The 26,657-nt window shown below is 69.4% G+C and carries 26 protein-coding genes and 3 pseudogenes; 8 read left to right on the top strand and 21 right to left on the bottom strand.

The features are described 5' to 3' along the window. Positions 1–11: 11 nt before the first annotated feature. From AMK33_RS03570 to AMK33_RS03550, 5 genes are all read right to left on the bottom strand, one after another. Positions 12–1,613: a glycosyl hydrolase 53 family protein gene (locus AMK33_RS03570; RefSeq protein ID WP_073931176.1), complete on the bottom strand. Its 1,602-nt coding sequence runs from the start codon at positions 1,611–1,613 to the stop codon at positions 12–14. Positions 1,614–1,734: 121 nt separating this feature from the next. Further along, the gene (locus AMK33_RS03565) at positions 1,735–2,601 is read right to left on the bottom strand and encodes a carbohydrate ABC transporter permease (protein ID WP_073931175.1); all 867 of its coding nucleotides are present in this window, start codon (positions 2,599–2,601) and stop codon (positions 1,735–1,737) included. Next, on the bottom strand, positions 2,601–3,566 hold the full coding sequence (locus AMK33_RS03560; protein ID WP_235617955.1) for a carbohydrate ABC transporter permease: 966 nt from the start codon (positions 3,564–3,566) through the stop codon (positions 2,601–2,603). Before AMK33_RS03560 ends, AMK33_RS03565 begins: the two co-directional genes overlap by 1 nt. Beyond that, positions 3,563–4,891: an ABC transporter substrate-binding protein gene (locus tag AMK33_RS03555; protein ID WP_235617954.1), complete on the bottom strand. Its 1,329-nt coding sequence runs from the start codon at positions 4,889–4,891 to the stop codon at positions 3,563–3,565. Before AMK33_RS03555 ends, AMK33_RS03560 begins: the two co-directional genes overlap by 4 nt. Beyond that, complete coding sequence (locus tag AMK33_RS03550) at positions 4,884–7,265, bottom strand: beta-galactosidase (RefSeq protein WP_073931174.1); 2,382 nt, start codon at positions 7,263–7,265, stop codon at positions 4,884–4,886. Before AMK33_RS03550 ends, AMK33_RS03555 begins: the two co-directional genes overlap by 8 nt. A gap of 173 nt (positions 7,266–7,438) precedes the next feature. Between AMK33_RS03550 and AMK33_RS03545 the strand changes: the two genes are divergently transcribed. Then, complete coding sequence (locus AMK33_RS03545; protein WP_073931173.1) at positions 7,439–8,158, top strand: FadR/GntR family transcriptional regulator; 720 nt, start codon at positions 7,439–7,441, stop codon at positions 8,156–8,158. A 384-nt stretch (positions 8,159–8,542) separates the two neighbouring features. On the opposite strand, the gene AMK33_RS03540 is transcribed toward AMK33_RS03545, so the two are convergent. The 8 genes and pseudogenes from AMK33_RS03540 to AMK33_RS03505 all read right to left on the bottom strand — a co-directional run bounded on the left by AMK33_RS03540 (position 8,543) and on the right by AMK33_RS03505 (position 16,580). Continuing rightward, positions 8,543–9,094 carry a restriction endonuclease gene (locus AMK33_RS03540; RefSeq protein WP_235617953.1) on the bottom strand — a complete coding sequence of 184 codons (552 nt, stop codon included), beginning with the start codon at positions 9,092–9,094 and terminating at the stop codon, positions 8,543–8,545. A gap of 13 nt (positions 9,095–9,107) precedes the next feature. Then, positions 9,108–11,891, bottom strand: coding sequence for an ATP-binding protein (locus AMK33_RS03535; protein ID WP_073931172.1), 2,784 nt, complete (start codon positions 11,889–11,891; stop codon positions 9,108–9,110). 311 nt (positions 11,892–12,202) lie between these two features. After that, positions 12,203–12,404, bottom strand: a pseudogene (locus tag AMK33_RS43630) (P1 family peptidase); the annotation flags it as partial. Positions 12,405–12,428: 24 nt separating this feature from the next. Continuing rightward, complete coding sequence (locus AMK33_RS43625) at positions 12,429–13,670, bottom strand: low temperature requirement protein A (protein WP_073931507.1); 1,242 nt, start codon at positions 13,668–13,670, stop codon at positions 12,429–12,431. Next, on the bottom strand, positions 13,667–14,026 hold the full coding sequence (locus AMK33_RS43620) for a hypothetical protein (protein WP_073931508.1): 360 nt from the start codon (positions 14,024–14,026) through the stop codon (positions 13,667–13,669). Before AMK33_RS43620 ends, AMK33_RS43625 begins: the two co-directional genes overlap by 4 nt. Positions 14,027–14,039: 13 nt before the next feature. Further along, a pseudogene (locus AMK33_RS45130) lies at positions 14,040–14,546 on the bottom strand (SDR family NAD(P)-dependent oxidoreductase); the annotation flags it as partial. A 7-nt stretch (positions 14,547–14,553) separates the two neighbouring features. Continuing rightward, the gene (locus AMK33_RS03510) at positions 14,554–16,011 is read right to left on the bottom strand and encodes an aldehyde dehydrogenase family protein (protein WP_073931171.1); all 1,458 of its coding nucleotides are present in this window, start codon (positions 16,009–16,011) and stop codon (positions 14,554–14,556) included. A 122-nt stretch (positions 16,012–16,133) separates the two neighbouring features. Then, positions 16,134–16,580 (bottom strand): hypothetical protein, encoded by a 447-nt coding sequence (locus tag AMK33_RS03505; protein WP_201262951.1) that lies wholly within the window; start codon positions 16,578–16,580, stop codon positions 16,134–16,136. Positions 16,581–16,785: 205 nt separating this feature from the next. On the opposite strand from AMK33_RS03505, the gene AMK33_RS03495 reads away from it, so the two are divergent. Beyond that, complete coding sequence (locus AMK33_RS03495) at positions 16,786–17,094, top strand: hypothetical protein (RefSeq protein WP_143203801.1); 309 nt, start codon at positions 16,786–16,788, stop codon at positions 17,092–17,094. 45 nt (positions 17,095–17,139) lie between these two features. Here AMK33_RS03495 and mihF read toward each other — a convergent pair whose 3' ends face one another. The 3 genes from mihF to AMK33_RS03475 all read right to left on the bottom strand — a co-directional run bounded on the left by mihF (position 17,140) and on the right by AMK33_RS03475 (position 19,328). Then, positions 17,140–17,454, bottom strand: a complete 315-nt coding sequence (gene mihF / locus AMK33_RS03490) for an integration host factor, actinobacterial type (protein WP_073931169.1) — start codon at positions 17,452–17,454, stop codon at positions 17,140–17,142. Positions 17,455–17,799: 345 nt separating this feature from the next. Further along, positions 17,800–18,510: a recombinase family protein gene (locus AMK33_RS03480; RefSeq protein WP_073931168.1), complete on the bottom strand. Its 711-nt coding sequence runs from the start codon at positions 18,508–18,510 to the stop codon at positions 17,800–17,802. Between the two features lie 347 nt (positions 18,511–18,857). Beyond that, positions 18,858–19,328, bottom strand: a complete 471-nt coding sequence (locus AMK33_RS03475; RefSeq protein WP_053637133.1) for a nuclear transport factor 2 family protein — start codon at positions 19,326–19,328, stop codon at positions 18,858–18,860. Positions 19,329–19,489: 161 nt separating this feature from the next. Between AMK33_RS03475 and AMK33_RS03470 the strand changes: the two genes are divergently transcribed. After that, positions 19,490–19,933 (top strand): Rrf2 family transcriptional regulator, encoded by a 444-nt coding sequence (locus AMK33_RS03470; RefSeq protein ID WP_073931167.1) that lies wholly within the window; start codon positions 19,490–19,492, stop codon positions 19,931–19,933. Here the strand turns inward: AMK33_RS03470 and AMK33_RS03465 are convergent. Next, positions 19,834–20,241 (bottom strand): DUF4158 domain-containing protein, encoded by a 408-nt coding sequence (locus AMK33_RS03465; protein ID WP_073931166.1) that lies wholly within the window; start codon positions 20,239–20,241, stop codon positions 19,834–19,836. The two genes, AMK33_RS03470 and AMK33_RS03465, sit on opposite strands and share 100 nt — an antisense overlap. Before the next feature lie 99 nt (positions 20,242–20,340). Between AMK33_RS03465 and AMK33_RS43615 the strand changes: the two genes are divergently transcribed. From AMK33_RS43615 to AMK33_RS03445, 3 genes are all read left to right on the top strand, one after another. Next, a complete protein-coding gene (locus AMK33_RS43615; RefSeq protein WP_079194722.1) occupies positions 20,341–21,372 on the top strand; it encodes an RHS repeat-associated core domain-containing protein in 1,032 nt (343 codons plus the stop codon). A gap of 123 nt (positions 21,373–21,495) precedes the next feature. Continuing rightward, a complete protein-coding gene (locus tag AMK33_RS03450) occupies positions 21,496–22,323 on the top strand; it encodes a glycoside hydrolase family 32 protein (RefSeq protein ID WP_073931165.1) in 828 nt (275 codons plus the stop codon). 27 nt (positions 22,324–22,350) lie between these two features. Continuing rightward, positions 22,351–23,031 carry a GH32 C-terminal domain-containing protein gene (locus AMK33_RS03445; RefSeq protein WP_073931164.1) on the top strand — a complete coding sequence of 227 codons (681 nt, stop codon included), beginning with the start codon at positions 22,351–22,353 and terminating at the stop codon, positions 23,029–23,031. 232 nt (positions 23,032–23,263) lie between these two features. Here the strand turns inward: AMK33_RS03445 and AMK33_RS03440 are convergent, their stop codons facing one another. Then, a complete protein-coding gene (locus AMK33_RS03440) occupies positions 23,264–23,839 on the bottom strand; it encodes a TerD family protein (protein WP_073931163.1) in 576 nt (191 codons plus the stop codon). A gap of 135 nt (positions 23,840–23,974) precedes the next feature. Next, positions 23,975–24,241: a GlsB/YeaQ/YmgE family stress response membrane protein gene (locus AMK33_RS03435; RefSeq protein ID WP_073931162.1), complete on the bottom strand. Its 267-nt coding sequence runs from the start codon at positions 24,239–24,241 to the stop codon at positions 23,975–23,977. Between the two features lie 183 nt (positions 24,242–24,424). Here AMK33_RS03435 and AMK33_RS03430 point away from each other — a divergent pair, with 183 nt between their 5' ends. Next, a complete protein-coding gene (locus AMK33_RS03430; protein WP_073931161.1) occupies positions 24,425–24,814 on the top strand; it encodes a BlaI/MecI/CopY family transcriptional regulator in 390 nt (129 codons plus the stop codon). Between the two features lie 6 nt (positions 24,815–24,820). Then, the gene (locus AMK33_RS03425; protein WP_073931160.1) at positions 24,821–25,753 is read left to right on the top strand and encodes a M56 family metallopeptidase; all 933 of its coding nucleotides are present in this window, start codon (positions 24,821–24,823) and stop codon (positions 25,751–25,753) included. 37 nt (positions 25,754–25,790) lie between these two features. Here the strand turns inward: AMK33_RS03425 and AMK33_RS03420 are convergent, their stop codons facing one another. Then, a complete protein-coding gene (locus AMK33_RS03420) occupies positions 25,791–26,246 on the bottom strand; it encodes a tellurite resistance TerB family protein (RefSeq protein WP_073931159.1) in 456 nt (151 codons plus the stop codon). Between the two features lie 151 nt (positions 26,247–26,397). Further along, a pseudogene (locus AMK33_RS03415) lies at positions 26,398–26,657 on the bottom strand (sporulation protein); the annotation flags it as partial.

Genomic DNA, 26,657 nt, shown 5'->3' with positions numbered 1-26,657 from the left:
TCAGGCGCGTTCTACCAGGTGCGGAACGCGCTCAGGCTGGGCAGCGCCTTGTGCGTCTGGTTGTAGTCGAAGAAGGAGGTGTCCTCGACCTCGTTGTCGCCGCCGACGACCCAGCCGTTGGGGTCGGCTCCGTCGGCGAAGTCGATCGCGATCGGGTCCCAGTACGAGATCCCCACCACCTTGCCCGTGTTGTGCATGGCGCGGAAGAACTCCTGCGTCCACCGCAGCTGCCCCTCAGGGGTGGCGCCGTAGTTCTCGGGACCGTCCGGGTCGAGGGTGTTCTTCTCGATCAGGGTCGTTTCGCTCGCGCCGTTCGGCTCGAGGGTGAAGGGATAGCCGGTCTCCATCGCCATGACCGGCTTGCCGCTCGCCGAGCCCACCCAGCTCGCGAAGTTGGCCAGGGACGCGATCGACATGTCCGTCCAGAACGGATACAGCGATACGCCCATGATGTCGTAGTCCAGGCCGTACGTCTTGGCGTCGTTGATCCAGCCCTGGTAGAGGTCGCGCCCCGGGGTGGTGAGATGGATGACGGTCTTGCTGGTCGGGGAGGTGTCCTTCACCGCCTTCGAGGCCGACTGCAGCAGCGCGAAGTACTGGGCCGGGGTGGTCCAGCGGTCCACGTCGGCGAGGGCGTTGTTGATCTCGTTGCCGATGGAGACGTACTCGGGTGTGACGCCCGCGTTCTTCATCTTCTGGACCGAGGCGGCCGTGAAGTCGTAGATCGCCTGCTCGAGCTGGCTCTGGGAGAAGCCGGCCCAGTCCTCGGGCCTGATCTGCAGGGCGGGGTTGGTCCAGAAGTCGCTGTAGTGGAAGGACAGCAGGACCTGCATCCCCCGCGCCTTGGCGTCCTTGGCGTTCGCCACCGCGTCGTTGATGTCCTGCCAGCCGGGCTGGAGCTGATAGCGCTCGCCGTCGACGGTCACGAAGGCGCCCGGCTTGTTGTAGACGCGGATGCGGGCCAGGTTGAAGCCCTCGGGGGCGAGGACGTCGAGCACGTCCTTCTTGTTGCCGGCGCTGTCCGCGTACTGGGCGCCGGCGGCGGCGTTCATCCGCCGGTAGGTGATGTCACCGCCGACCGCCATCGCGCCGCCCGAGCCGGGTGTGACACGGGTGAAGGAGAAGTCGTCGGCGTAGAGCCGGCCCTGCTGGGAGTTGGACCAGATGCCGACAGTGCACGACGGGCTGAGCACCGAGACGCTGAGCGTCACCCGGGTCCACTGTGCGGACTTGGGCAGGTCGAGGCTCTGGGAGCTGTCGCCGCAGGAGTACGCCTGCAGGCCGGCGGAGGTCACTCCGTCGTTCTTGATCCAGGCGGAGAGCGTGTAGGTGCCCTTGGACAGGCCGGTGAGCGTCTGCACCGTGTTCACCGACCACTGGCCCTTCTTGCCGTGGCCGAGAGCGGTCTGTCCGCTGTGGGTGCTTGTGGACTGGCTGTAGGCCGAGTTGTTGGTGCCGATGTTGCTCCAGCCGGTCAGTCCGCTCTCGAAGCCGGGATTCGCCAGGAGGTTGGGGTCGCCCGCATTCGCGCTGGCGGAAGCGCTGGCGAGCGTGGCCGCCGGGAGCACCAGGCCGGCGGCGATCGCTATGGCAGTTCTCTTGCGGATACGCACAGGAACAGCTCCTCAATGTGGGGTACCTACCCGGCTCGTCCGGCCGGGGTGGGCAGGCCGGGCCGGACGCGCGGACTCCCCCTGGCTGGTAGGTCCGCGCGCCTGACCGGGCACGGGTGGATCAGCTCTTGACGGCGCCTGCGGTGAGTCCTTCGAGGAGCTGCTTGCGCAGCACGAAGAAGACCACCAGGCTCGGGATCGCCGCGAGCACGGCACCGGCGAGTACCAGGTCGTACTGGCGGCCGGTGGCGGCGAAGATGGCCTGCAGGCCCAGCGGGAGGGTGTAGTCGCCGGGGTCACTGACCACGATCAGCGGCCAGATGAGGCTGTTGTAGCTGTTGAGGAAGGACCACACGCCAAGCGCCCCCAGGGCCGGCCGCAGCAGGGGCAGCACGATGCGCCAGAAGAGCCCGAACTCGGTGCACCCGTCGACGCGGGCAGCGTCCAGCAGGGCGTCGGGGACGGACTGTTCGACGAACTGGCGCATCATGAAGATGCCGAAGGCGGGGGCCACCCAGGGGACGACGAGGGCGAAGTACGGGGTGGTCAAGTGGGCCTTGGCGACCATGATGAACAGCGGGACGACGATCACCGCGAACGGGACGGCCAGCGAGCTGAACATGATGGTGAACAGGGCGTTCTTGCCCCGGAAGCGGTACTTGGCGAAGGCGAAGCCGGCCAGCGCGCACAGCAGGACCGAGGCCACGGTGGAGATGAGGGCGACCACCGTGCTGGTCAGCAGCCAGCTCCAGAACGGATTGCCGTCAAGCAGGCCGCGGTAGTTGGCCAGCGTCCCCGGCGACGGAAACAGCTCGGGCGGGTAGCTGAAGATGTCGGCGCGGTCCTTGAAGGACGCCGACAGGGCCCACAGGAGCGGCACCGCGAAGACCAGCAGCAGGGCGATCAGGAAGACGTACAGCAGGGTGCGGCTGACCCTGCGACGGGTCCGGTCGGCGGTGGGCCGGACCGCGTGGTCGATGGTGGTCATCAGTCATCCCTTCCAACTCGCAGCAGGCGCATGGCGAGCCGGCCGAGCACGAACACGGCGATGAAGAGCAGGACGCCGGCGGCCGCCGCGTAGCCGAGCTGCTGGCGCTGGAATCCGGCGCGGAAGATGAACATGGCGACGGACAGGGTGGATTCGCCGGGGCCGCCCTGGGTGAGCAGGAACGGCTCGTCGAAGATCTGCGCCGTGCTGACCAGGACGGTGACCGCGACGAACGCGGTGACCGGTCGCAGGCAGGGCAGGGTGACGTTGAGGAACCGGCTGACCGGTCCGGCACCGTCGATGGCGGCGGCCTCGTACAGCTCGCGCGGCACGTTCTGCAGTCCGGCCAGGAAGAAGATGGTGAGGTAGCCGGTCCACCGCCACAGCACCAGGATCACCACGGAGACCTTCGCCCACTCCGGGTCCCCGAGCCAGTCGATGCCGCCGAACCCGAACAGGGCCTGGCCCAGGGCGTTCAGGAGGCCGAACTCGGTGTCGAAGAACAGGCCGAAGACCAGGATGATGACGATCGGCGAGATCACCACGGGCATGAAGTACGTCAGCCGGAACAGATCGCGTCCTCGCAGCCCGCGGGCGTTGAGCGCCTGGGCGATCAGGAGCGAGGCCGGGAGCACGACACACATCGTGAAGACGACGTACAGCGTGGTGTTGCCGACGGCGGTCCAGAAGCTGGCATCGCTCAGCAGGTCGCGGTAGTTGCGCAGGCCGACCCACTGCGGGGTGCCCAGGCCGGCCCATTCGGTACAGCTGAGGTAGAGGCCGACCAGGATCGGCACCAGCATAAACAGGCCGAACAGCAGGTAGAACGGCGAGATGAAGACGTACGGGGCCCAGGTGCGCTGGCGGCGCATCCACCAGGTGCGGGACGTGGCGCCGTCCGCGGAGGCGCCCTTCGCCGCGGCCGGGACGGCGGGCGCGGAGCGGGTCGGGGTGGGAGCGGTCATCGCTTCACCTGCTGTCGGTATGCCTTCAGTCCGGCCTTGAGGGCGGCGGCCGGCGAGGTGCGGCCCTTGAGCGCGTCCAGAATGGGGCCGCCCAGGACGTCGATGAGGATCTGCATGCCCGCGGCCTGGTAGAAGACGGGCAGGTCGGCGGCCGCCTTGCCGTAGACGTCGAAGACCCGCTGGCCGCCGAGGTACTCGTCCTCGATCTGGGTGAACTCGGGGTCCCGGTAGAGGGGTTGGAGGGTGGGCAGGAAGCCGCCGTTGTTGTAGCGCAGGATCTGGCCCTCGCGGGTGAGGTAGACGCGCTTGAGCAGTTCCAGTGCCGCCTGGGTGTGGGGCTTGTCCTTCAGCACGGCGATGCCGGTGCCGCCCAGGGTGGAGCCAACATGCCCGCCGCCCTCGAAGCGGGGCAGGGTGCGCATCCGCCAACGTCCCTTCTGGTCGGGCACGTTGGCCTGCAGTCCGTAGGCGTTGTACCAGTTGGGCATGGCGGTGGCCGCGAGCCGCCCGGTTTTCAGGGCCGCCGCGCAGGCGGCTCCGTACGGGTCGGGCAGGGCGAGCAAGGCGCCCGAGCGGACCCCCTGGGTCATGAACTCCAGGACTTCCAGCGCCTCGGGCGAGTCCAGGGTCAGCTCACCGGAGGCGTTGAAGAAGCCGCCGCCGCGCTGCAGCAGAAACTGGTTGAACCCGTTGACGATCGCGCCGTTGTCACCGGTGGACACCATGCCGATGCTGGTCTTGTGGTCCTTGGCGAGGCGTTCGCCGTGCTCGAGGAGCTCCTCCCAGGTCTCGACGGCTTCGGGGACCTTGTACTTGTCGAACAGGTCCTGCCGGTAATAGAGGACTGTGATCGAGTTGTCGGAGTCGAGGGCGTAGGGGACCTTGTCGACCGAGTACGGGGCCAGCTTGAGCAGGTCGTCGCCGAACGGGCGGACGGTGTCGCGCAGATCGACGAAGAGGTTCTCGGCGATGCGGGCGTTCATCACCCGGGGGAACTGGTCGATGATCAGCCCGGCGAGGTCGGGGGTGTCGCCGTCGGCGACGGCCTGGGCCATCATGCGGGTCACGACGTCGCTGCCGGCTGCGGCGGTGGGCTTCACGGAGTAGGCGAAGCGCGAACCGCGCATCAGCTTCGTGTCCTTGGCTGCGCTCTGGAAGGTCTTCACGTAGCCGGGGTCGTGCGTCCACAGGCTGACGGTCACGTTCCCGGAGCGCACGGGCGCGGCGGCCGAGCTGCCGCACGCGGCCAGCGCGGGAGCGGCGAGCAGTCCCAGACCTGCGCCGCCCGCCGCCCTCAGCAGGCTTCTGCGGCTGATGTCAGTCACGTCCGCCTCCCGCCTCGCGCAGCGATATACGGGGTACGGCCACCAGCTCGACCGCTTCGACGGCGGCGCGGTCTCGTGCGGCGTCAAGTCCCTCACGGGCGGTGGCGTCCACGTAGATGACGGAGGCCGGATCCAGGGGCAGCACGCGGATCTCGATGCCGTGGCGTGCGGCGGCCTCGGCGTGGCGGCGCAGTCCGATCTCCCAGTTGGGCCCGAACCAGAAGTCGTCGGCGATGAGCTTGCCGTCGATGTAGGCGCGGGCCACGTCGCCGGTGTAGCGCACGCGCAGGAGGGTTTCGCCCTCGCTGTTCAGAGCCTCGGCGGGAACGGTGATCTGGTAAACGGCGGCCTTGTCGAAGTCGGCTTCCAGCGGCGCGGAAGCCCGCTGGTGTCCGCCGCCTGTGCGGGCCGGGGCAGCCACGGCCCGCTCCCGGACACACTCCAGGGTCGGCTGCGGCAGGTGCGGTGCCGCAGTCAGCTGCCAGCGGTTGAAGGCTCCGTCGGCCGTGGGCTGCCCGATGCCTTCTCCGTGCAGGGCGTCCGGTGCGGGCAGCAGGGCGATGGACGGGGACGCGGAGGAGAGGTGCATGTGCAGTGCACCGCCATCGGCGACCACCACATCCGCACTGAGGGAGAGCCGTTCACGGCCGTAGACGTCGACCTTGCTCAGCTGCAGGGCCTGTTCGTGGGAGAGCACGATGACCTTGGCGGTGCCGGACGGGCCGGTCACGGTGAGCAGGGCGCCGGTGCCGGGCTCGGTGAGCGTGGCCACGGTGTGCTCACCGGTGCGTTCCACTTGGGCCGGGCCCTCGATGTCCGCGTCCAGGGGCAGGGCGAGGGTGGCGGGGATGCCGTCGACGGCGGCCAGCACGGTCAGGGGTGTGCCGTCCTCCAGCGCGATACGGGTGGCCGGCTGCGCACTCGCCCACTCCAGGCGCAGACCACTGCCCAGGTCCAGGCCGATCGGCCAGACGAAGTGCGCACCGGCGGGTACGGGAACGGGCTGCGCGGGCAGGGTGACAGTCCGGCCGCCCTCGAGCTGGACGCTGAACTGGACGTTCTCGTGGTCGGGGAGCGCGGCGTACGGGTCGTGGTTGTTGACGAACAGGAAGCCCTGGTCGCCGGCCGAGCGGACCGACCAGCGCAGGGTGGTGTCGTCGTCCAGCGAGGTGGGTTCGGCATCTGGCAGCGCGAGCGGCATCCGCGCCAGGTCGGCGCCGTAGCTCTCCAGGAGCAGGTGCTGCAGTCGCAGGCCGTGGAAGACGGGCCGCGCCTGACCGTACTCACCCAGCGGTGCCTGGAAGTCGTAGGTGACCGTCGGCATGTCGTTGGGGTAGCCGGTGGCGTGGCTCTCCTGGTTGGGCTCCTTGAGGTCCACCCGCTGCGAGCCGCCGTGGTACATGTAGTAGCCCTGCCACACGGACCCACTGCCCAGCTTCGTCAGCGCCAGTGCTGTGGTGTCCGCGGCCCGTACGAGCGGCCGTCGGTGGTACGCGATGGCCATGCCGCCGCCCAACTCGCAGGTGGCGTACGGGTAGCGGCTGGTGTCGGGCCCGGTGCCGGTGGAGTCGGCGATGCGCAGGTCGGCGCCGATGGCGTGGTCGTCACGGATCGGCGTGAAGAAGAAGTGGCGGCGCATCTCCCGCGCCGGTCCCATCTCGGCGTCCACCCAGAACTCCTCCGCGTAACCGCCGTACAGCGGCAGCAGGGTGTCCTGCGGGATGTCGGCCGCGCCCCAGGCGGTCGCGGTCCACAGCGGGGCGCGCATGCCGAACTTCTCGGCCATGCGCCGCAGCGTGGCCAGGTGGCCGGGGTTGTCATAGAGCTCGTTCTCCACCTGCAGGGCGACGATCGGGCCGCCGTCGTCGTGGAAGAGGCCCCGCAGCTCCTCGGCGATGCGCCGGTAGTACGGCTCGACCAGCGCGAGATAGGCCGGGTCGTCGCTGCGCGGAGTGCAGTCGACCTCGTTCAGCAGCCAGTCCGGGTGGCCGCCGTTGCGGCACTCGCCGTGGGACCACGGGCCAAGCCGCACCACGAGAGCCAGGTCGAGCTCGGCGCACAGCTCCACGAAGCGGCGCAGGTCAAGGTCGCCGTCGAAGCGCAGAGTGCCGCGCTCGTTCTCGTGCTGGTTCCAGAACAGGTAGGTGGCGACCAGGTCGATGCCGCCCGCCTTCATCTTGAGGAGCTCCTCGCGCCACTCGGCCGCCGGGCAGCGGCTGAAGTGGAACTCGCCCATGACGGGAATCCAGGGCCGCCCGTCCCGGATCAGGCTCTGGCTGTCCACGGTCAATGACTGCGGCGCGGTGTCGGAGCTGCCCATCGGCAGATGGCCGGTCAAGACCGGGGGCGTTCCGGGGGCATGCAGGGACAACATGACAATCGGCTCCTACAAGAGCGGCTCGTGTGAAGTGGGTTCATCGTGGGTGGGGCCCGCACCCCTGTCAAGATGTATTCATAATTAACGTTCAGAGGTAGGATGAACGCGTCCAGCGCGGCAACATGCACATCCAGCACGACAACCGCTTCCCATCGCGAGGAGAACACCGCATGGCGTCCTACACCGGCCGAGGCGTACACGGGCAGATCGTGCACGCCCTGGGCACCCGCATCGTCGGCGGTGACCTGCCCGAAGGCGCCACGCTCGACGTTCGCGCGCTCGGTGAGGAACTGGACGTCAGCCTGACCGTCATGCGCGAGTCCCTGAAGGTCCTCGCCGGCAAGGGACTGATCGACGCCCGCCAGAAACGCGGCACCTTCGTCCGCGCGCGCGAGCACTGGAACCTTCTCGACGCGGACCTCATCCGCTGGCAGGTGGAGACCGGCGGGGGGCAGCGCCTGATGCGGGACCTGGCCGACGTGCGCTCGATCGTGGAGCCCGCTGCGGCGCACCGGGCCGCGCTGCATCGCACCGATGACGACCTGCAGGCGATGCAGAGTGCCCTCGACGCCATGGCCGAGGCGCACGCCCACTCCCCCGAAGGCGCCGCGGAAGCGGACGCCGCGTTCCACCGCGCCCTGCTCAACGCCACCGGCAACGAGATGCTGGCCCGCATGGACCTGCTCCTGGAGCCGGGGCTGCGCGCACGCGACCGCATGGTGCACTCCCACAGCGAGGCATCCGACCCCCTGCCCAGCCACAAGGCCGTATTCGACGCCGTCCGCGACCAGGACGCCGCGCGAGCGGAGCTGGCCATGCTCGATCTGCTGGCCCAGGCGACGCACGACCTCGACCAAGTCACCGGGGACCGGTCAGCCGCTCCCCGCTGACAGCGCTCACTTCTCCCAAAGCCGCTGCTGCATCAAGTGGCCCTACAACTGTGACAACAGCGGCGGCCCTCGCATCCGGCTCGGCCATCGTCCGCCACGGCATTCCTCAGCGGCACCGAGATTCACCACGAACGGCACAGGTAGACGCTGTGCGCACGGTCTTCCTCGCGCAGTCACCGTACGAGCGGAGCCATCCGCCTCCCGGCTGGGGGGTGGCGAGCTCCCTGGCGAGCGAGTCGTCGACGCCGAGGTGGTGACGGCTGCGGCATCGAAGGATGCGGAGGCAGGCCGCGCGGTCGCGGCGGCACGTCCCATACTTCCCCGAAGCTGACAAAGTGGGCGACGTCTGCTCGTCCGCCTGAGGCCGCAGCCCCCGAACGAGCATCAGAATGGCGCTTCCGCGGTGTCACCAGTTGACATCGCACCCGGCAGTGCACCCACGGGAAGCGGCAGGTTGGTCACCACGAACTGGTTCAAAATGTCGTCGCGATCCATGAACATGATCTGGCTCCGCTTCGCCGCGTCCAACGCGTTGCCCAGCCAGTTGCGTGCAGCCTTGGTGATCTCCCCGCCGGCCACGATGAACGCATGGTCGACGAGGACGCGCCGGTTGGTCTCGGGGTCGAAGATTTCGTGCGCCAGCATCATCAGGGCCTGATTGTGGATCTCAGCGATGTTGGCATTGCCCGCCCTGGACTTGCCGGTGGCGTCCAGTTTCCCGCGCTTCACCTGGATACCGAAGTACAGTAAATGCTGGGTCGGCAGGGTGTACCGCATCCAGATGTCCTTGCCGTACTCCAGCGCCTTGTCCCGGTGCCCGGCCGCAGTGATCCGGTGAAAGCCCAGCTGCCGGAAGAGTGGCAGCAGCACTTCCTCAATGAGTGCATCCTCACTGCACGTATCCAGGAACGCGGCAAGTGCTGTACGCCGCTGCATCTCGGAGTAGCTCTCACAGCCGGGTGGCCGGAGGCTCGGGAGGCAGCGCGTCCAGAGCGTCGCGGAGCCCGGCCCGCGACGTGATCCCCAGCTTCGGGAACACACGGTAGAGATGCGACGACACGGTCCGCGGCGACAGGAACAGACGCGACGCGATCTGCGGGTTCGACAGCCCCGTCGCCGCCAGCCTGGCGACCTCCAGCTCCTGCGGGGTGAGGGCATCGCCGGCCTTGCCCCGGCCGGTCCGCGTCATCCCGGTGGCGCGGAGCTCCGCCGCGGCCCGGGCCTCCCACGAACGGGCCCCGAGCTCCTCGAAGCGGCCGCGGGCGGCGGCCAGCTGCACCCGGGCCTCGCGGTTGAGCCCCTGACGGCGCAGCCTCTCGCCGTACGCCAGATGAGCACGGCCGACCTCGAAGGGCCACTGCTCGATGCCCGGCAGCCCGAGTGCCTCCTCGAAGCACCGGACCATGTCCTCGGCAGCCGATGTCATCGCCGTGACCGTGGCCGCGCTCAGCGCGAACCGCGACGAGAGGTGACCGACACCGGCGTCGCGCAGCGCGTCCGCGTGCCGTCGCGCCTCCGCGTGCCGCCCGGAGCGCACGGCGGCCTCGACGAGGTCCGGCGCGGACCACACGGCCTCGGGGTTGAACGCCGGCAGCACACCCGGGGCGCAGATCGCCGTGGCGTGCCGGAACGCCGTCTCGAAGTCGGCGGCGCCGAGGGCCGCCCGGGCCGCCGCCTGGTGGGCGCAGTTCTCCAGCCGCCGCAGGCCCCTGGGACCCGACCACCCCCAGATGTCCTCGCAGTGCTCCCGGCACGCGTCGAGGGCGCCGCGCTGGGCCGCGGCCATCGCGGCGACGTAATGCCCCACCTGGGCGAACAGGTGGTACCCCGTCTCCTCGGACAGTGCGATGAGTTCGGCCGCGGCGTCGGCCGACGCCTGCAACCGGCCGGCGTACAGGTCGTCGAGGGCGACGAACATCAGGGCCGGCATGCTCGATCCCACCGCGCCGCCGTCGCGTATGACCCGGGACACGGCCTCGCGACAGCCCGGAAGCCGGTCGAGGTACGAGGCGGTCAGGGCGGTGCGGACGACCACGTCGGCGTCACTCTGGTCCCTCAGCCGCGCGATCTCCTCGTCCAGGCGGCGCAGCATGCCGTCGGTGACGGAGCCGAGGTCGTGGTGGACGCGCCCCAGCGACGCCGCGGCGGCGGGCGCCGCCTCGGGGACCCGGGCGAGCACGTCGACCAGAGGTTGCCAGTGCTCCTGCCGGCCCGAGTACTGGCTGACGAGGGTGAGGGTGAACAGCGCGGTCTCCAGCTCCTCATGCGGCGGTCCGGGCATCACCGGGGCCTGCTCGACCGCCTCCATCAGGAGTGCATGGGCCGTATCGGCGTCGCCTTCCGTGACGAGCACCAGGAAGCCGGCCGTCGCGGCCGCCGAGAGCGACCGGGCCGCCGGATTGCCCTCGACCTCACGCATGATCTCGTGGCTGACCTCCAGACGGCCTGTGACCCAGGCGGCGGCATAGGCGGCCTGCGACAGGCGGCGCCTGCGGTCCGCTCGGTCGGTGCTCAGCTCGGCCGCGCGCCGCAATCGCGCGATCGCGCCGTCGGCGTCACCGCGCCGCAGGCTGCTCCGGGCCGCCGACTCCACCACGGCGGCGACCGCCTCGTCGGGCGCCGTCGTGGCTCTCGCGAGGTGATCACCGCGCCGCTCGGGCTGGTCCGCCAGCGCGTCGGCCAGCCGGCGGTGGGCGCCGCGCCGCTGTTCACCGGTGGAACCGTCGACCACCGCGGACCTGACCAGCGGATGCCGGAAGCGCACCGCGCGGCCGTTCTCCGTGACCATGACCAGGTGGTCACGCTCCGCGGGAGCGAGTTCCTCAAGGCTGCCCGGCCCGCCGGCCGCCTCAAGGACGCCGATGTCGCCGGAGCCCTCAAGAGCCGCGAGCAGCAGTACCTCACGCGTTCCCCGCGGCAGTCGTCCGACGCGGGCGCCGTACAGAGCGCGGACATCCCGCCCCGGTCCGCTCGCCCACCCCGTCCCTTGGCCGTGTTGGTCGCCGGACACCCCGGTGGACCCGGCGAACTCGAGCAGCGCCAGGGGATTTCCCTGCGCCTCGTGGGCCACGGTCGAAAGAACCCGGCGGGGAAGGTGAGCGAAGCGTCGGGACAGCAGCCGCAGGGCGTCCGCGTCACCCAGCGGCGCGACCTCGAGCTCCGGCAGACCGGTGGACCGGAAGGATTCGCCGGACTCCGCCCGCTGCGCTCCGAGCAGCCCGATGCGCCGGCCCCCCAGTCTTCTGGCGACGAAACCCACCGCGGCCCGGCTCGCCTGGTCGACGACATGGAGGTCATCGACCACGAGGAGCAACGGCCGCTCCTTCGCGGCCTCGTCGAACAGGGACAGTGCCGCGTTCAGGACGGCGATCCGGCTCGGCGCGGGACCGGCGCCGAGACCGAGGGCGACCTCGAGGGCCTCCCGTATGGAACGCGGCAGACGACCGAGCTCGTCCGGCAGCGAGCCGACGAGCTGATGGAGCCCCGCGTAGCTGATGTCCGTCTCGTACTCGACACCGCTCCCGCGGACGACCCGCACTCCCTTCGCCACCGCCAGCTCGGCGGTCGCGTCCAGGAGTGCCGTCTTCCCCACGCCCGGATCACCGGTGAGCAGCAGGACAGCTCCGTCCGTCCCGGCCATGTCCAGGAACGCCGCAAGCTCGGCGAGCTCGCCCTCCCGGCCGACCAGCCCGGTCGGGCCGACGCCCGTGCCTGTCCCTGACTTCGCCCACATCCGCCGCGTCCCTCGTCCTGCCTCGCGAAGCAGTCGAAACACCAGCCACGCACTTGACCAGGAAGTATCGCACCCACCGGCAAACGGAGCCTGAAGCCATCTGCTTCGCCGACACCCGCAGCTCCCAAACGAAGATCATGCAGAGCACCCGTCGGGCGCCGCAGCCCCACCGCAACGACAGCACCAAGGGCAGTCAGCCTTCCCGGGAAGCCCTTCGAGTCGGCTGATGACGGTGATGTGGGTGGCGTCGACGTCGGCGGCCTGAGCGGCGTTGAGGACCTTGGTGGTCTCGGCTCCGTCGATGAGTACGCGACCCGCTCGGCGGTGCCCACAGCGCGTACGGTCGCGTGGGTCACCGAGTCCGCGCCCCGCCGTGAGGACGTTGTCCGGGGTCGGCGGGTTCGCGGTGCCGAGCGGGTGCGTCCCCGTCGTCGGCGTGAACAACGTGTCGCCGTCGTTGAGCAGGTGCACCGGGCGCACGGCACGGGCGCCGTCGTACGCTGTGCCGGCCAGGTTCCCGCGGCGGCGGGGGTTTCCTCACAGAACTGGCACCGCGGCGCTTTCCTCGCCCCTCCCGCGCTCCGGGCTCGCCCCGAGCGCCGTCAGCGTCACCCCGGCTGCCACCGCCAGCGCCGCCACCAGTCCCGCCGCGAGCACCGCCCAGTGACCCAGGAACGTACAGACGACCACCAGCAGCGCCGTGGTCGGCAGCACCGACTGCTGGGCGATCCCCACCTTGTAGAAGCGCGAGTGCAGCGCCCATACCGTGAGCAGGAACAGCGCTGTCGGCAGCGTCACCGCCGCCGACGCCGACAGCGCCGAAAGGTGCGTCTTGCCCACCGCCTGCTCCACCGCCACCTCCAGGCCGGCCCCGATCGCGGCACCCGAGACGAAGATCAGGTAATGACCGTAGCCCCAGAGGAAGGACTGCCGGTTGGACCGGAGGTGCCCGTGGATGGGGACCGCGAAGTACACCCACCAGGCGGCGAAGATGATCAGCAGTCCGCCGACGGCGATGGGCAGCAACTCACCCAGGGCCTCGTGCTCGTCGATCCCCGACTTCACGGCGACGGTGGCCGCCGCGATGGTCTCGCCGAGCACGATGAGCGTGAGCAGCCCGTATCGTTCGGCGATGTGGTGGGGGTGCCAGGGCGTGGGGTGGGCCCGCTCCGCATACAGCGGTACGGCCATCTCCAGTGGCGCCATCACCAGGAAGACCCACGGGCGGCCGGCCTCCGGCAGGGCCAGTAGCCCCAGCCAGCCGATCTGGCACAGCCCGATGGCGTACCGCAGCGCCATCGTCCGCTCGGGGCCCTGGCTCGACCGCGCCACGCGCAGCCACTGCGCCGTCATGGCGAGCCGCATGATCACATAGCCCAGGACGACGACCGGGTACGCGTGTTCCTCGAACGCCTGGGAGACGCCTGCCGTCAGGACGAGCACGCCGGCTATCTGGATCAGCGTGACGATCCGGTACAGCACGTCGTCGTTGTCGTAAGCCGAGGCGAACCACGTGAAGTTCATCCACGCCCACCAGATGGCGAAGAAGATCATCAAGTAGTTGAGGATCCCCTCGCCCGTGTGTCCCTCGACTATGGCGTGCACCAGCTGGGCGCCTGCCTGGGCTATGGCCACGATGAAGCACAGGTCGAAGAAGAGCTCCAGCGAGGAGACGTCGCGGTGGGTCTCGTCGCGGCCTCGCGCCGTGAGCCTGCGCAGTGGTCTGTGGTGTGCGGGCGCCGCGGAGCACACCGGCGGCGGAGCCGGGCTGCTTGTCATCTGGTGAGCCAAGCTCCGAAATGCCGCTGCAGTCGGGGATTGATCTGCCAGACCATCGCTGCTGCCGCCGCCGGGACGAGTACAGCGAGTCGCACCGGCAGGTACAGATCCTCCAGAACAGGGTTCGTGGCCAGGCCCAGCAGGACGATGGTGGGGTAGATACCGCACACGGTGAGGAGCCACAGCTTCCAACGCCGGACGGCGGCCGGAACGGTGGGGCCGAGCCGGGGTTCGGCGTTCGCGAACGCGTTCCGGCGCTGCTCCCGGAGCGTGTGCCGGATGTCCGTCACTGCCGGTGGGCTTGGCAGTCCAGGATCGTCGGCACCGTAGGCATGGGAAACAATTCTCTCGTTCATGGACCACTCCAAATCGACATGCTGCGTATCGTTTTGATTCCATCGGTTCCTGCGCGACCGAGGCGCTGTCGGCGCTGCGTGATGGGCTGCCCGCGCGCAACAGCGGCAGCAGTTGCCGGGTGAGCAGCACAGCGCTCAGACGGTTCACCGCCGGCCGCTGCTGGTATCCGTCCGCTGACATGCTCCGGATGGTGCCGTTCCAGGTGAAGCCCGCACCCGCGTTGTTGACCAGCACGTCGAGGCGATCGTGCCGTGCCGCCACTTCGGCCGCGGGTCGCTGGGTCTCGGCCAGAGCGGACAGGTCGGCGATGTGTCGCCCGGCCCCGAAACGCTGCGCGACCGGCACCAGTCGCTGCGGGACACGACCGTGCAGAAGCAACTGGTGCACGGCTTCCGCAAGCTCCTCAGCCAGAGCGAGACCAAGACCGTTCGTCGCTCCGGTGATCAGAATCGACGCCCGGTGCAACCTTCCCGTGCAGGGGGACGGCCCGGCGCCCAGGTGGGCGCTGGGCCAGGTCATGATCTGATCAGTGAGCGGACTGGGTGTGGTCCTGCTCCACGTACACCTTGAGGGCCTGGAACTCCTCGATCGCTCGCGGGCCGCACAGGTAGCCGTAACCGCTTCCCTTGACGCCGCCCTCCTCGAAGTCCTCGCTGATGGCCCCCCAGGTGTTGATCCATACCGTGCCGGTGCGGATGCGCCGGGCGATCCGGCGGGCCTTCATCGAGTCCGAGCTGAACACCGAGGCGGCCAGGCCGTAAATGGTGGCGTTCGCCTTGGTCACGGCGTCGTCCTCGTCATCGAAGATCTCGAACGTCTGGACCGGACCGAAGACCTCTTCCTGCACGATCCGGACGTCGGTGCGGTCCACCTCGATCAGGCTCGGCCGGTAGAACGCGCCGGCGGCCAGCGGGCCGTCGGTGACCACACCGCCGCGCAGAAGTACCGTGCCGTACGAGGTGGCTTCCTCGACGATCGCGTCCACCCGCTGGGCGGACGCCCGGTCGATCACCGGGCCGAGCTGGGCCTTCTCGTCGTCGCCCGACCCGAGCCGCACCTGCGCGAGCGCACTGGTGAGCCGAGTGCGCACCTGGTCGGCGATGTCCCGGTGAACCAGTACACGGGAGCCGGTGCAGCAGAACTGCCCGTTCATCAGCACCAGCGACTGCACCACAGTCGGGATCACCATGTCCAGATCGGCGTCGGGAAAGATCACCATCGGCGCCTTGCCGCCCAGTTCCAGACCGAGCCGCTTGAGCGTGGCGGAGGCCGCGGCCGCGATATGGCGCCCGACCGGCGTACTCCCGGTGTAGTTGATCACGGCGACCTTGTCCGAGGAGACCAGGAACGGGGCCCCGGTGTTGCCGGACTCGGTGAACACGCTGACCACGCCCGCCGGGATCTCCGAGACCGAGGCCAGGACCTGCGCGAAAAGCTCATTGGTCAGTGCCGTCTGAGCCGGAAGCTTGACCACGACGGTGCAGCCGGCGGCCAGCGCCGGGCCCAGTGCCCGCACGGTCAGCATGATGGGGGAGTTCCAGGGAGAAATGATCCCGGCGACACCGAGCGGCTCGGGCACCGAGTGGGTGTACTGGCCGGGTGCCGTCTCGGCGGCGCGCCCGGCGGTCTGGGTGCGCACAGAGGCCGCCGCGTACCGCAGCCACCCGACCGCACCGCTGACCTCCCACGTGGTCTCACCCAGCAGCTTGCCGTTCTCCCGGGACAACATGGCCGCAACCTCCGGTACCCGGGCCTCGAGGGCGTCGGCCAGCCGGCTGAGCGCGGTCGCCCGGAGCGAGGGAGTGCGCGCCCATTCGGTGGTCTCGAACGCGGCGGCGGCTGCGTCCACGGCGGCCGAGGCCTCCGCCTCGCCACCGTCGTAGAACGAGCCGACGACGGTGCCGTCGGCCGGGTTGATCGATTCCAGAACCGAGCCGGAGCCGGTCCACTGTCCGTTGATCCAGTGCTGCGCGATGGTGTTCATGGTCCGCTCCTCGTGGTCTCACCCGGGTACCGGGTGGATTCGATGTCTCCACGAGAATGGCTCGGCCACCGTGCCGACAGCCTCCGTCAGCTGACTGACATCCGGCCGACGGCTCGCTTACGTCAGTACCGGGGCAGTGCTGAGACCCGACCGGTGGCTCTCAGTGGACGTTGAGTCCGCTTCTGGTAGCGGCCTCGTCCGGGTTGAGTGAGGAAGCCTTGGCGGGTGAGGTGTCCGAGGCGGCTGCGGGTGATGTAGACGGATGCCTCGTCGGTGGGCATGCCGAGGCGTTCGTGCAGTTCACAGGCTCGGAACTCTTGATCGGGATGCTGGTTGAAAGTGTTCACGATGGCCTGGTAGGCGGTGTTCGTCTCGGGCGGTGCGGGTTGGCCTGAAGCCGGTGCGAGTTCGGCGATGACCTTCCGGGTGGTGACCAGGTTCGCGAGTCGCGCTTCGGTCTTGGTCAGGGCGGCGGTCAAGTGCTGGATCTGATCACGCAGTTCGTCGGCACGGGCTGCGGTCTTGTCGTGCTGGGCCTGGAGGCCGGCCAGGAGCTCGATGACGTTCACGCGGCCAGTCCGAGGGTGTCGCGCCAGGCTGGACTCGGTGTGGTGAGGCGGCGGGTCATGTTCGCGATCGAGGCCCAGTAGACGCGCGATGCTCTGGCCTTTGCTCCCCTGGGTGGGCACAGTCCCGGTAGCGTGCCGCCGACTACGCGATGTGAAGGGCGGGGCCGCGGTGGTGAAGCGGTGCGTCCGGTACGTGATGCCGGTGATGGTCGATGTCGACTGCGACGACGACAAGGTGACCCGGGTGGTCACACTCCCGGAGGAGGTCCGCGAGGACCGCGACGACATGGGGCACTTCCTCATCTACGACGAGAAGTTCGTCCGCCGGAACGGCGACGAGCAGCCCCAAGTGCACGCGTTCTGTGTGGGCGAGCCTCGCTGGGAGCATCCGCAGTTCCGGGCTGGCGGGCCGGTGAATTGGCTGGAGACCTCAGCGTGGGAGGAAGGCTTCGACCTGACTGAGGCGGACGACCGGTACGCGGAGATCAACCCGTACGAGCTGCGGGAGCGGTAGAAGGACAGCAGAGGGCCCCGGCCGGGAGCTCGGTGTTCGCGGTGGTCAGGCCGCTGGCGTGAAGAGTTCGAGCAGGCGTTCCTTCTGCCGGGCGCCCAGGCCCTGGACGCGGCGGCTCTCGGAGATTTCGAGTTCGTCCAGGAGCTGTGCGGCGCGGACCTTGCCGATGCCGGGCATCGACTCCAGCAGGCGGCGGACGTAGACCTTGCCGACCACGGTGTCCTCACGCTCCAGCACCTCCTTCAGTGAGACCTTGCCGTCCTTGAGCCGGGCGAGGATCTCGCCGCGCTCCTTGCGGACAGCGGCGGCTTTCTTCAGCGCTTCGGCGCGGGCCTCGGCGGTCAGTGCGGGCAGAGCCATCGGGGACCTCTTCTCGTACGGCGTTGCGGCGGCCATCATCACCCCGCCGTCGGGCCGGTGAACAGCAGGTTTACGGATTTGCCCCTGGTAGGGTGCCGACTTCGCCCTGCGCGGTCCAGGTCTTGAGTACGTGTTCGAGGCCGTCGCTGACTTCGATGAGGCGGATGACCACGCTGTCCTGGCTGCCGTACAGCCCGACCCAGCCGCAGTACGTGCGCAGGGCGGGAGCGTCGTCCGTCCATTCGCCGGTGACGGCCGGGCCGCCCTCTTCGAACTGGAGGACCGCGAGGTACCGGGTGGGTTCCGGCTGGTCCGCCGTACGCGGGGCGGGAACGTCCCCGGCCTTCAGGCGGCGAAGTCGGCGTGCGCGGCCTCGACGGCTTCGGGGTACGCCTCGTGCTTGGCGTGTTCGGCGAGCGCCCGGTAGATGCTGACGACGGAGGGGTTCTGTCCCTTGCGCTTGCCGGTGGGGATGATCAGGTCGGGCTGGATCTGCTCGACGGACTCGCCGCCCGCGCGGCGGCGGAACACGGTGTGGAGCATGTCGGCGGTGATGACCGGGGGTCGGCCGCCGCGCTTGCCCTTGCGGGCCGCGGTGTCGAGCCCCTCCAGCGTCGACTCCGGGATGTTCTCCCGTTCGGTCTCCGCCATCGCCGCGAAGAACGCGAACAGCAGCTTGCCGGGGCCGGTGGGGCCGTAGATGCCGGGCAGGGGCCCGGCGAGCATCTCCAGGACCAGGCCGTGGGCGGTGAGGTGGTCGGCGAGCGCGGTGAGTTCGGCGGCGTCGCGGCCGAGCCGCTTCATCTCGTACACGGTAAAGATGACGCGGCAGTGCGGGGCGTGGGCCTTGACCTCCCGCGCCGTACGAGCGCCTCCTCGAACTGGGCCCTCCGCGGACGCGGGTGCTGATCTTCTCGCTGAAGATCTTGTCCCTCGGGATGCCGTGGCCCGCAAGGCGTCGAGCTGGGAGTCGTCGTCCTGCCCAAGGGCGGAGCAAGGGGCGCGGGTGGTGCCGTCTCTTACGCCGGCCTTCGCGCCGGTTCTCGTGATCGTCACGGACTCATGGCAGGCCGAGCCCTCCACGGTCCGCGCACGCGTGGAACTCGTCCACGGTCAGCGTCGGATGCGCAGGGCTTGAGGGCAGTCCGGCCCCGCGTACCTCGATGATCTTTGGGGTGGGGTCTCGTCGCAGCCGTGTGTCTCGTGGAGGCGGGCCCGGAGAACGTCACTCGACGTGGGTCGTTGCCCTACCTGCCGGCCAGGGCTGCTGATACTCGATGAGTCGGCCTGCCGGGTCGTGTCGGCGGTTGGGTGCGAACAACAACTTTGTTCAAGAAGCAGCGCCGGGTATGCGGCCCGAAGAAGGGAGTGTCTTGTCGCATACTCGGCGCTCACCGGCAGAGTTACGCCGTCGTGGCTGCTGTCTCGGTGGCTTCGACTGCGGACTTGAAGTCAGGGTGGACCCCGATTTGATCAAGCCACACGCTCATCGAGTTGTAGCAATTGAACCTTTCGATCTTTCCGTCACGGAGGTACCAGAGGTCCGCCGCCGGCACGTCGATCCGGTTCCCGGTCGGTGGGATCTCGCCGACCGGAGTCGGAAACCCTCCGAGATGCGTGCCCTGGATTCGCAACTCGACGGCGACGACATCACCGAACGCATGTACCTCGAGCAGCTCACGGTGCACATCGGGGAACGAGCGGGCGAGGCCCGCGATCACCTGAGGAATCTGCTCTCCGCGGAAACTCTGCGAGGTCGACATGTCGTTGAACGACCCGTCCTCGGTGAACAAGGCCAGGAAACCGTCACCGTCGAGAACGTTCCCTTCCGCGAGCCGATAAGCCTCGCGAATGGTCTTTTCGTTGCTTTCCATTCCTGTTCTCCTTTGAGTTCGCAACACGCTCACGGCCCGCGCTTGTCTTTGACCGACCCTTCCCGGCCGTCGTAACTATAATCGTTACAACAGATTGTCGCAACCTTCACTGTTGCGACTGCGCTGTCGTAACATGGAGCGTTGCGACCGGAGGAGGGGTCATGAGTGCCAACAGCAGGCTGACCATTGCCGCCCATGCGCTGGCCTGGATCGGTCTCTACCAGCGCCAGGGCCACGAGATCGCCACCTCCGAGCAGATCGCAGCCAGCGCGAACACCAACCCCGTGGTGATCAGGCGGCTGCTCGGCGAGCTGCGCAGGGCCGGGCTCGTGGAGTCCCGGCGGGGCGCGGGCGCGGGCTGGTCGCTGGCGCGCGAGCTGGGGTCGATCACCCTGCTCGACGTGTACGAGGCAGTGGAACCCGGCCCGCTGTTCGCGATGCACCGCACCACCCCGGACCAGGGATGCGTGGTGGGTCACGGCATCCAGCCGGCAATGCGGGGCATCTACCAGGACATCGAGGAGACCCTGAGACACGAACTGGCCCGCGTCACGCTCGAGAAGGTACTCAGGGACGTACTCGCGGCACCTCGCCAGCCTCTCTGATCAGCTGGGCGACCCAGTGCGAACCGTAAGGTTCGGCGTGGGTTCTGCCCACCGGGGCGGAGTGACGTGAGCGTGTGCCGCCGCACGAACTCCACCACCTGCTCCGGCACGTCCTCCAGCGCCGAAAAGCACCCCATGCGCTGATACGACTTCAGCATCATCAACAAGGCCAGCAGATGCTCATCCCCGTCCGTCGCCCCGGCCGCCCACTCCAGCTCGTCACGAGTCGGCGAGAAGAACAGATGCAGCTCATGCACGGTGATCAGCCGCTTGAACCGCGGATACGCGGTCCGCTCGATCGAGGTCACAACCCACCCCAGGCCCCAAGACGATGGTCAACATCACCACCAGCGACGCTGAGCCGAACGGGTGACGGGCCGGACGCTCACGGCTTCGAGATCAACTCATTGCCCCTTCGACGCGTATCTGGGTCACCCCCCAAGAAAGGCGCCGACACCTCCACCTACGACCTGGCCGGGCATATCTCCGCCGCCACCGACGCGGGCACCGCCTACACCTACGACCACGATGCCAACGGCAACCAGGTCGCCACCCTCAGGGGCGGCGCGGTCGCCCACCACACCCAGTGGGACCCCAACGCCCCACTGCCGGTCCTGGCCACCGAATACGACAGCGCCTGGACCATCAAGCAGTCCTTCCGCTACGACTCCCTCGGCCAGCCCACCTCCGCCAAGACCGGCACAGGCACGCTCTTCTACTACCACCACGACACCCAGGGCTCACCGGTCGACGTCACCAACAGCACCGGCACCCTCTACCAGCGCTGGGCCTACAACCCGTTCGGCACCCGGGTCCTGGGCACCGTCACCGACGGTGCCCCCGCCAGCCCTCCCTCCTACACCGGCGCCCGCTACGAAACCACCACCGGCAATCCCGACCTGCACGCCCGTCAGCACGACACCACCACCGGCCGCTTCACCCGGCCCGACCCGGCCACCCGCGCCCAGACCACGCCGTACATATCGCCCTACGCCTACGCCTACGCCGACAACGCCCCCACCCTGCTCACCGACCCCAGCGGACCGACCCCCGACGACCCGAACGACGGGGAGTCCGAAGTGCGTCGAACTCGGTTCCCCGTAGTAACGTCCCCCGCCCGGCTCGACCGCGGCTCTGCGCCATCCCGTCAGGCCGCCGATTCCGACGAGGGCGATCTGCTGGGTCAGTTCTTCGGCGGCTTCGGCGTACAGGTCGGCGAGGGCGTCGCAGCCCTGCTGGCGCAGCATGGATTCGGCGCGGTAGAGGCGATAGGCGGGGCGGACGGGGAGGTACTTGTCGACGAAGGCGCCGGCACCGCCGTTCTCGCCGGTGAACGCGTCGTGCAGGTCCCCGGCGAGGACGAAGGGCGACTTGAGGGCGTCGACGAACGCATCCCCGAAGATGCCCGCTTCTTGCCCTCCTGGGCGCGGCGTTCGTAGTACGCCCGGGTGCGCGGGTCGGGGCGCGCCCGGTGAAGACGATGCGGTGCAGGGGCTTCGGTCACGGCCGGCCACCAGAAGGACGTCCAGACCTTCGCGGGAGGCACCATCCCCAAGGCCCAGATGGAGATGGACCGTTCGCGCTACGACGGTGACCGCTACCGCCCCGGCTACCACTTCACCGCCCCGAACCACTGGATGAACGAACCCCACGCCCCCATCCAGTACGAGGGCAAGTACCACCTCTTCTACCAGCACAACTCTCACGGCCCCTACTGGCACAACATCAGCTGGGGACACGCGGTGAGCGAGGACCTGGTCCACTGGCGCGACCTGCCCGTCGCACTCGCGCCCACCGAGGACAGCGTGGCCCCCGACGGGGTCTGGTCCGGCGACGCCGCCTACGACGAGAACGGCGTGCCCGTCCTGCTGTTCACCGCCGGCGACGGCTCCCAGCGCCCCAACCAGGCGACCGGCCTCGCACGCCCCGCCGATCCCGGCGACAGTGACTTGGTCGAGTGGAAGATGCACCCCACGCTGGTCACCAGCCAGACCGCCGACCTGAACGTCGGTGCCGGACGCAAGGTCCGCTTCGGCGACTTCCACGACCCCTTCGTCTGGAAGGAGGGCGACACCTGGTTCCAGCTGATGGGTTCCGGCGTCCAGACCACCTCGGGCACCGACGTCGGCGGCACCGCCCTCCTCTACACCTCCAAGAACCTCACCGACTGGACCTACTCGGGCCCCCTGATGGTCGGTGACGTGGCGGCCCACCCCAAGACCGGCCAGGTCTGGGAGCTGCCCACCTTCCTTCCCATCGGAAAGGACGGCCAGGGCCGCGAGCGCCGGGCCCTGCTCGTCAACCCGGCCTTCCCCGCCGGCCCCGGCGAGTACAGCAGCAAGTACGTCTACTACTGGGTCGGCACCTGGGACGCCCAGGCCCGCCGCTGAACCCCCGACACCACCGAACCGCGGCTCATGGACTACGGCGACCACTTCACCGGCCCCAGCGGAACGGTGGACGACAAGGGACGCTCCCTCGTCTTCAGCATCGCCCAGGACCGTCGCACCGAACGCGCCCACTACGACGCCGGCTGGGCCCACAACGCGGGCCTGCCCATCGAACTGTCCATGCGGCCCGACGGAGACCTCGGATTCCGCCCCGTCGAGGAGGTCTCCCGCCTCCACGACGGCGAACCGCTCCTGGACATCACCGCGCCGACCTCCCTCACCGACGCCAACACCCGCCTCGCCGGCATCAAGGGAGACATGCTCCACATCAAGCTGACGATGGAACGCGGCAGCGCCGGCGCGTTCGGCCTCGACGTGCTCCGCAGCCCCGGAGACGAAGAAAGGACCCGCCTGTTCTACGACGCCCCCGCAGGACAGCTGGGCGTCGACCGGACACGATCCGGGAACAACTCCAGCGCCGAACCGAACTTCGGCATCCACAAGGGACCGCTGACGCTCTCCAACGGCACCCTGACCCTCGACGTGTTCCTCGACCGCTCGGTGATCGAGGCGTACGCGAACAACCACAAGTCCATCACCACCCGCGCCTACCCCTTCCGCCAGGACTCCCTCGGTCCGCGCCTCTTCGGCGACGGCAGCACCGTCGAGTCCATGACCGTCTGGAAGATGGGCAGCATGACCGACTGACCCAAGTGCCCGACCACGCACTGGGACGACAGCCCGGCCCGTAACCTGGCCGCTGCGGCCCCGGGCCCCTGGACCCGGGGCCGCAGGCGTTCAACTGCTGCGTAGTTCGCGGCTTGAACAGCGTCCTGCTCGGCGTCGACGACGGCGAGGGCGACCGCGAGAGGACCCGGGTACGGAGGCGGTGCCGGACCTGTCCCGAGGGGAGCCGTTCCGGCGCAGCCTCCGCGGGGTGTCAGACGCCGACGCCGAAGTCGGCGGCGATCCCGGCGAGGCCCGAGGCGTAGCCCTGGCCGACCGCGCGGAACTTCCATTCGGCGCCGTTTCGGTACAGCTCTCCGAAGACCATGGCGGTCTCGGTGGAGGCGTCCTCGGACAGGTCGTAGCGGGCGATCTCGGCACCGCCGGCCTGGTTGACGATGCGGATGAAGGCGTTGCGGACCTGACCGAAGCTCTGGCCGCGGTTCTCGGCGTCGTGGATGGACACCGGGAACACGATCCTGTCGACCTCGGCGGGTACGGCAGCGAGGTTCACCTTGACGACCTCGTCGTCGCCCTCGCCCTCACCGGTGAGGTTGTCGCCGGTGTGCTCCACCGAACCGTCGGGACTCCTGAGGTTGTTGTAGAAGACGAAGTGCTGGTCGGACAGGACCCTGCCGGACGCGTCGAGGAGCAGCGCGGAGGCGTCGAGGTCGTAGTCGGTGCCGGTGGTCGTACGGACGTCCCAGCCCAGACCGACCAGGACGGCTGTCAGGCCCGGCGCCTCCTTGCTGAGCGAGACGTTGCCGCCCTTGGACAGGGAAACTCCCACTGCGTACTCCTTCTCGGCAGGTGCGGTCGAGGCCCGCGGCACGGGCCACGGTTCATGAATCTACATCACTGTAGAGAAACCGGAAGGGCGGCGCGACCGCGCCCCGGGCTCGGCACGGTCGGGCGATGCCCCTTGTCAGTCCCGTGAGTTGCCGAACAGCAGGCGATAGGCGATCAGCAGCACGAGTGCGCCCGCGACGGCCGAGCCCCAGGTCGCGGCGTCGAAGAACTCACGCCGGACCGGCCGGTCGAGGAACTCCGCCGACAACCAGCCACCCAGGAAGGCGCCGGCGATGCCGATGAACGTCGTGCCGACACAGCCGCCCGGATCACGGCCGGGCAGGATGGCCTTGGCGATCGCTCCAGCGATGAGTCCCAGTACCAACCACGCGATGACACCCATGTCCCCGATGCTCCTTTCAGTGGTCCTTCTTGCGTACGGGCACGCCCTGGGGCAGCGTAGCTTCTACAATTTTGTAGAGAGTATGGCGGGGGATCTTCGAGGCTCGTCGGGTGGCGTGATCGTCTTGGGGCGTCTATACGATGTCCGCGCGGGAAACGGACGGCGGCGGAAGGGAGACGGGGCGTGACGGAACAGCGGCAGCGTCCCCGGCGGCGGGGGCAGGGCGAGCTGGAGGCACTGGTTCTGGCGGCACTCAGGGAGGCGGACGGACCGGCGACGGCCGGCTGGGTCCAGGAACGCCTGGGCGGCGATCTCGCCTATACGACCGTCATCACCATCCTGACCAGGCTGCTGGCCAAGGGGGCGGTGACCCGGGAGCGTGCGGGCCGGTCCTTCGCCTGGACGCCCGCGTCGGACCAGGCGGGCCTGGCTGCCCACAAGATGCGCAAGGTGCTGGACTCCGAGGGCGACCGCGAGGCGGTGCTGGCCAGCTTCGTCACCGGCCTCGGCCCGGACGACGAGCGGCTGTTGCGGGAGCTGCTGGGCCAGTCGAGGCACGAAGGGGAAGACTGAAGCCTCATGGGGGTGTTCGTCTTTCTGCCGTTGGTGCTTCCCTTGACCGCGTGGCCGATCGCGCGCCTGGCCGAGCAGCATCTGCATCCACGGACCGCGACCCGGCTGCTGACCGGGGTGGCCGCGGTGATGGCGGCTTGCAGCACGCTGTGCCTCGGCCTGGTGATGGTGGTCGGCACCGCCCAGCTTCCCGGGAACCCGCTGCCCGACGGCTGGTCCGACCCCGAGGTGCGCGCGGCGGTCCCGTTCGACGAGGTGGCCGGCAAGGTGGCGATTCCCGCCCTGTGCGCGGTGCTGGTGGCGTGCGGCCGGTCGCTGTGGCGGCACGGGCGGGTGCGTCGTAGCGCCCACCGGGCGCTGGCCGGGCTGCGGGGGACGGAGGTGGTCGTCCTTCCGGACGGCGTCCCCTACGCCTACGCGTTGCCGGGCGGCCGGCGGGACCGCGTGGTGGTGACCACGGCCATGCTGGAGCGCCTGGAGCCGGCCGAGCGCCGGGCGCTGTTCGCCCACGAACGCGCCCACCTCGCCGCCCGTCACCACCGTTTCCTGCTCGCGGTTCAGCTGGCCGCGCGGGCCAACCCCTTCCTGCGGCCGTTGCGGACGGCGGTGGCGTACACGGCGGAGCGGTGGGCGGACGAGGACGCGGCCCAGGCGGTCGGCAGCCGCCGTACCGTGGCCCGGGCGATCGGCAAGGCGGCCCTGGTCTCTCGCAGCACTCCGGTGGCCACCCTGGCCGGCTTGGCCGCGGCGGGCCCGGTGCCGCGCCGGGTGGCGGCCCTGCTCGGGCCCGCTCCGGCGGCGCGCAGCTGGCCGTCGCTGTTCACCCTGGTGGGCCTGGCGGTGTGGGGCGCGGCGGTGGGGGCTGCCGTGTCGGCGATGTCGTCCGCGAACTCCGCCGTGACGATGGTCCTCATCCTGTACGCGGCCACGCCCCTGTGACCCCGCGGCGGGCCGGCCGCCGCGGGGCCGGGGCCGTTCAGAGGTCGAACTCGTGGGGCGGCAGGTCGAGGGCGTAGCACGCCTCGCGGACCACGGCCCGCTCGTCCTGGTCGAAGTCGCCGTCGGCGCCGCCGATGACGATGCCGATCTGGATGACGGCCCGTGCCTCGGCGGGTTTCTTCTTCGCCTTGGCGATCTCCTGCAGGACGCTCACCTTGCCGAAGGCGAAGTCGGTGGTGAGCTTGCCGAGGTTGTCCTCGAAGCGGCGGCGCAGGTCGTCGGCGGGGAAGTTCCGCAGCACCTCGTTGGCGGCGATGAGCTGGGCCACGCGCTGCCGCTCGGACGGGTCGACGCTGCCGTCGGCGGCCGCCACCAGGGCGCACATCGCCATGCTCGCGTCGCGGAAGGCACCGCTCTTCAGATCGTTCTTCTTCGCCATGAGCTGGGTCTGCATCGTCGACGCGGACTCCTTGAAGCGGTCCCACAGGGCCATGAGCACTCCGTACGGGTCGGGAGGCGCCCGGACCGAAGTGCACCGGACAGCGCTTCTTCTGCAAGAAGGTAGAAGTCATCGGCAGGGGACGGATACATGCCTCCACCCGCCCCCTGTTGATGTGTCCTTCACCCCTTTCCGGGGCCTGCTGTCAGCCCTCGTCCTCCTCGTCCCCTTCGAAGAAGTCCCCGACCTCGTCGACGACTTCGGCCGCGACCATGCCGCCGACGACGCCGACCGCGAGACCGGCGGCGCCCGCGGCGACGACGGTGCCCATGCCGGGACCGGAACGGTGGTGGTCGTCGTGGTGGCCGCCGTGCCCGCCGTGCCCGTGCTCGGCGTACGGGTCACCGTGGCCGTAGGCACCGTGGGAGCCGTGCGACGCCCGGCGTTCGACCAGCTGGCGGATCC

This window comes from Streptomyces sp. CB02400 (genome assembly GCF_001905725.1).
GTDB classification, from domain to species: domain Bacteria; phylum Actinomycetota; class Actinomycetes; order Streptomycetales; family Streptomycetaceae; genus Streptomyces; species Streptomyces atrovirens.
The sequence above is the reverse complement of the archived record's forward strand: the minus strand, read 5'-3'. Positions and strand labels throughout refer to the sequence as shown.

Coding starts and splice junctions, on each gene's coding strand:
- AMK33_RS03565 (WP_073931175.1), bottom strand. CDS start 2,601: ATGACCACCATCGACCACGCGGTCCGGCCCACCGCCGACCGGACCCGT.
- AMK33_RS03560 (WP_235617955.1), bottom strand. CDS start 3,566: ATGACCGCTCCCACCCCGACCCGCTCCGCGCCCGCCGTCCCGGCCGCG.
- AMK33_RS03550 (WP_073931174.1), bottom strand. CDS start 7,265: ATGTTGTCCCTGCATGCCCCCGGAACGCCCCCGGTCTTGACCGGCCAT.
- AMK33_RS03545 (WP_073931173.1), top strand. CDS start 7,439: ATGGCGTCCTACACCGGCCGAGGCGTACACGGGCAGATCGTGCACGCC.
- AMK33_RS03540 (WP_235617953.1), bottom strand. CDS start 9,094: ATGCAGCGGCGTACAGCACTTGCCGCGTTCCTGGATACGTGCAGTGAG.
- AMK33_RS03535 (WP_073931172.1), bottom strand. CDS start 11,891: ATGTGGGCGAAGTCAGGGACAGGCACGGGCGTCGGCCCGACCGGGCTG.
- AMK33_RS43625 (WP_073931507.1), bottom strand. CDS start 13,670: ATGACAAGCAGCCCGGCTCCGCCGCCGGTGTGCTCCGCGGCGCCCGCA.
- AMK33_RS43620 (WP_073931508.1), bottom strand. CDS start 14,026: ATGAACGAGAGAATTGTTTCCCATGCCTACGGTGCCGACGATCCTGGA.
- AMK33_RS03510 (WP_073931171.1), bottom strand. CDS start 16,011: ATGAACACCATCGCGCAGCACTGGATCAACGGACAGTGGACCGGCTCC.
- AMK33_RS03495 (WP_143203801.1), top strand. CDS start 16,786: ATGGTCGATGTCGACTGCGACGACGACAAGGTGACCCGGGTGGTCACA.
- mihF (WP_073931169.1), bottom strand. CDS start 17,454: ATGGCTCTGCCCGCACTGACCGCCGAGGCCCGCGCCGAAGCGCTGAAG.
- AMK33_RS03475 (WP_053637133.1), bottom strand. CDS start 19,328: ATGGAAAGCAACGAAAAGACCATTCGCGAGGCTTATCGGCTCGCGGAA.
- AMK33_RS03470 (WP_073931167.1), top strand. CDS start 19,490: ATGAGTGCCAACAGCAGGCTGACCATTGCCGCCCATGCGCTGGCCTGG.
- AMK33_RS03450 (WP_073931165.1), top strand. CDS start 21,496: ATGGAGATGGACCGTTCGCGCTACGACGGTGACCGCTACCGCCCCGGC.
- AMK33_RS03445 (WP_073931164.1), top strand. CDS start 22,351: ATGGACTACGGCGACCACTTCACCGGCCCCAGCGGAACGGTGGACGAC.
- AMK33_RS03435 (WP_073931162.1), bottom strand. CDS start 24,241: ATGGGTGTCATCGCGTGGTTGGTACTGGGACTCATCGCTGGAGCGATC.
- AMK33_RS03425 (WP_073931160.1), top strand. CDS start 24,821: ATGGGGGTGTTCGTCTTTCTGCCGTTGGTGCTTCCCTTGACCGCGTGG.
- AMK33_RS03420 (WP_073931159.1), bottom strand. CDS start 26,246: ATGGCCCTGTGGGACCGCTTCAAGGAGTCCGCGTCGACGATGCAGACC.